This is a genomic window from Microbacterium sp. zg.Y909 (assembly GCF_024626565.1).
The window spans coordinates 1-3,586 of the sequence record NZ_JANJFJ010000426.1 but is presented as its reverse complement, the minus strand read 5'-3'; the positions used below and the strand labels follow the sequence as shown (position 1 = coordinate 3,586).

The following is a 3,586-nucleotide window of genomic DNA, read 5'->3' as shown; positions in this document are numbered from 1 at the left end:
GCGCGCTCAGGGAAGCGCATGCGGGTGAGCTGAGCGATGTGCTCGGCGATGTCACCCATGCGCTCGAGCGAGGCCGACACGCGCAGCGCAGCAACCACGATGCGCAGGTCGCGCGCGACAGGCTGCTGACGGGCGAGGATCTGGATGGCGAGCTCGTCGAGTTCGATCGCCTTGTCGTCGATGACCTGGTCGGCCTCGATGACCTCTTCGGCCAGTGCCACGTCGCTCGTCCCGAAGGCGCGGGTGGCCTTCTCGATCGCGACCGTGACGAGCTCGGCGATCTCAACCAGACGTCCCTGCACGTCCTCAAGGGACTGGTGGAACACTTCGCGCATGGGGGCACCTTCCTTTTCGCGGGGCACAGCACCGCTTCGTCCTCGCGGCTCGGCGTGATTCGCAAGCTCGGCGATTCTGGTCGGCAAAGGTTAACGAACAGTGCCGCCCCAGTGAATAGTATCCCGCACCACCCCGTGCGGGGCTGAAACCGGCCGTTCGCAGTGACACCGCCCGTTTACGCTGGAGACATGGATTCGACGCGGCTGGCGCTGCTCGCCCTGCTGGCCGGCATGCTCGTGGGGGTATCGATCGCACTGCTGATCGCGCTCGCGCTGCGCGCACGCGACCGAGCGGTCGCGCAGGAATCGTCGCACCTGCCCGACGGCCTGCACGCTGTGCTGGAGGGCATGGAGGATCCCGCGGCGGTCGTCGACGCCTCCGCGACCGTGGTCGCGGCATCGGGCGCCGCGGAGCTGTTCGGCATGCAGGAAGGCGCGGTGCTGCCCAGTCAGGCGCTGCGGGCCCTCGTCCGCGCCGCCCGCGCCAGTGAGCGCCCCGCCACCGAGACCCTGCGGCTGGAGCGCGACGCCGACCTCGCGCGGACGCGGCTGGTGGCCGCGCGCGCGTACCCCGTGACGCCGAGGCTCGTGCTGCTGGTGGTGCGCGACATCACCGAACGCGAGCGCGTGGAGGAGATGCGGCGGGACTTCGTGACCAACACCAGCCACGAGCTGAAGACCCCCGTGGGGGCCATCATGCTGCTGTCCGAGGCGATCGAATCGGCCGCCGACGATCCCGAGCAGGTGCGCACCTTCGCCGGCCGCCTGCACGCGGAGGCGCAGCGGCTCAGCCGGTTGACCGGCAGGATCATGAACCTCTCGCGCCTGCAGGCCGCCGATGATCTGTCCGAGGTGCGTGACGTCTCGATCGACCAGATCGTCGCGTCGGCGGTCGAGGCCCACGAGACGCAGGCGGATGCCGCGGGCGTCGAACTCGTGCGCGGCGGGGACCGCGGCCTCTACGTGCGGGGTGACGCCCAGATCCTCGGCGAGGCGGTCGGAAACCTCATCGCCAACGCCATCGCCTACTCCCCGGCGGGGTCGCGTGTGGGCGTCGGCGTCAAGGGCACCGACGGGGTGGTGGAGATCGCGGTCACCGACCGGGGCACCGGCATCGCCGAGAGCGAGCAGCAGCGCGTCTTCGAGCGGTTCTACCGCGCCGACGCGGCGCGCTCCCGCCAGACCGGCGGCACCGGACTGGGCCTGGCCATCGTCAAGCACGCGGCGCACCGCCACGGCGGCGACGTGCGACTGTGGTCGCAGCCCGGACAGGGATCGACCTTCACGATCCGGCTGCCGCGCGCCGACGCGCCGGACGCCGACGCACTGCGCGGCGAACAGCGCCCCGGCAAGAAGAAACCCCGCACCAAGCCCGGCCGCGCCACCGCGGCGGTTCCGAACGGAGAGCCCCGATGACCCGTGTCTTGATCGTCGAGGACGAGCCCGATCTCGCCGACCCCCTGGCCTACCTGCTGCGGCGGGAGGGGTTCGACGTCGATATCGCCGAGGACGGACCCACCGCGCTGCGCATGTACGGTGCGGAGGGCGCGGACATCATCCTGCTCGACCTCATGCTGCCGGGCATGCCGGGTACCGAGGTGTGCCGCCAGATCCGGTCGACCTCCAGCGTGCCGATCATCATGCTGACCGCCAAGGACGCCGAGGTCGACATCGTGGTGGGACTCGAGCTCGGCGCCGACGACTACGTCACGAAGCCTTATTCCTCGCGCCAGCTGCTCGCCCGCATGCGCGCGGTGCTGCGGCGCAGCGCGCCCTCGGACGACCACCTGGACGAGCGGGTGCTCACCGCCGGACGGGTGACGCTCGACATCGACCGCCACGCCGTGAGCGTCGACGGCACCGAGATCAGCATGCCGCTGAAGGAGTTCGAGCTGCTCGAGGTGCTCATGCGCAATGCCGGCCGCGTGCTGACGCGTGGCCAGCTCATCGATCGGGTGTGGGGCAGCGACTACTACGGCGACACGAAGACGCTCGACGTGCACATCAAGCGCATCCGGTCGCGCATCGAGAAGAATCCCGGTGAGCCGGTCATGCTCGTGACCGTGCGCGGGTTGGGCTACCGCTTCGAGGCGTGAGGGCACCCTCGCGGCTCAGGCCACGGGGGAGGGGCGTGCTCAGTCCTCGATGAACTCTTCTTCGACCGGCTCGAACTCGGTGTAGTACGGCAGCGCGCCGTCGAGCACCGGGACCTGGGCGACCGTGCCGGACTCCAGGCCTGTCTGGAACGCCATCGGCACGGTGGCGCCGGCGGGCACGCCGAGGTCGGTGAAGAGGATCGGCTCGAGGTCGACGCCCAGGCTGACGCTCTCACCGGCGTCGAGCTCGATGATCGCGGCCTCGCCGTTCTCGAGTGCGACGGTGATCTCCTGCGCCTCGAGCGAGTTGTTCACGAACGCGGCGATGAAGTTGCCGGCGGAACCGTCTTCGTTGGCGATGACCATGGCGTTGAGCACGTCGACGGGACCCGGAGCGGGAACGTTGACCCCGTCAGAGGGGGAGTACGCGAGGGTGGTCGCCTGGGGGGCGAGCATGTTGCAGCCGGTCGCTCCGAGGAGGACGACAGCACCCATAGCGAGCGACGCGAGCAGGCGCGATTTCACGGTTCCTCCCGGGGAAGCAGACGACATCCCGAGCAGTCTACGCGGTGCGGTGCGCCGATCCAGGACGGGTGCGTCGACCGCAGGCCGGCAAACCTTAGCGTATGTCGCCTGTGGTATCCTGGAGGTTGCCGAAAGGACACAACTGCATGCTTTTTGAGGTTGGCGAGACGGTTGTCTACCCGCACCACGGGGCCGCAACGATCATCGAAGTCAAAGAACGGGTGATCAAGGGCGAGACGAAGAAGTATCTCAAGCTGAACGTCACGCAAGGCGATCTGGTCATCGAGGTACCGGCGGACAACGTCGATCTGGTGGGCGTCCGTGACGTCATCGGTCAAGAGGGACTCGACCGCGTTTTCGAGGTGCTGCGTGCACCTTTCACCGAGGAGCCGACCAACTGGTCGCGCCGCTACAAGGCGAACCTCGAGAAGCTCGCGTCGGGTGACGTCATCAAGGTGAGCGAGGTCGTGCGCGACCTGTGGCGCCGCGACCAGGACCGCGGCCTCTCTGCCGGTGAGAAGCGCATGCTCGCCAAGGCACGCCAGATCCTCATCTCCGAGCTCGCTCTGGCCGAGAAGACCGACGAGGAGCGCGCGAGCGTCGTCCTCGACGAGGTCCTCGCCAGCTGAC

Annotated in this window: 5 protein-coding genes; 3 read left to right on the top strand and 2 right to left on the bottom strand. The window is 68.8% G+C overall.

The genetic code is table 11. From position 1 onward, the window contains the following. Nucleotides 1-335, bottom strand: a 335-nt coding sequence (locus NQ160_RS20680; protein ID WP_306853890.1) for a phosphate signaling complex PhoU family protein, incomplete at its 3' end; no start/stop codon positions are given. 189 nt (nucleotides 336-524) lie between these two features. On the opposite strand from NQ160_RS20680, the gene NQ160_RS20675 reads away from it, so the two are divergent. Both NQ160_RS20675 and NQ160_RS20670 read left to right on the top strand, forming a co-directional pair. After that, a complete protein-coding gene (locus NQ160_RS20675; protein ID WP_257516969.1) occupies nucleotides 525-1,751 on the top strand; it encodes a sensor histidine kinase in 1,227 nt (408 codons plus the stop codon). Then, the gene (locus tag NQ160_RS20670) at nucleotides 1,748-2,431 is read left to right on the top strand and encodes a response regulator transcription factor (RefSeq protein ID WP_257516968.1); all 684 of its coding nucleotides are present in this window, start codon (nucleotides 1,748-1,750) and stop codon (nucleotides 2,429-2,431) included. The genes NQ160_RS20675 and NQ160_RS20670 overlap by 4 nt, the downstream gene beginning before the upstream one ends. 39 nt (nucleotides 2,432-2,470) lie before the next feature. Here NQ160_RS20670 and NQ160_RS20665 read toward each other — a convergent pair whose 3' ends face one another. Then, complete coding sequence (locus NQ160_RS20665) at nucleotides 2,471-2,983, bottom strand: DNA modification methylase (protein WP_257516967.1); 513 nt, start codon at nucleotides 2,981-2,983, stop codon at nucleotides 2,471-2,473. A 119-nt stretch (nucleotides 2,984-3,102) separates the two neighbouring features. On the opposite strand from NQ160_RS20665, the gene NQ160_RS20660 reads away from it, so the two are divergent. Beyond that, a complete protein-coding gene (locus NQ160_RS20660; protein ID WP_257516966.1) occupies nucleotides 3,103-3,585 on the top strand; it encodes a CarD family transcriptional regulator in 483 nt (160 codons plus the stop codon). The last annotated feature ends 1 nt before the right edge of the window (nucleotide 3,586 follow it).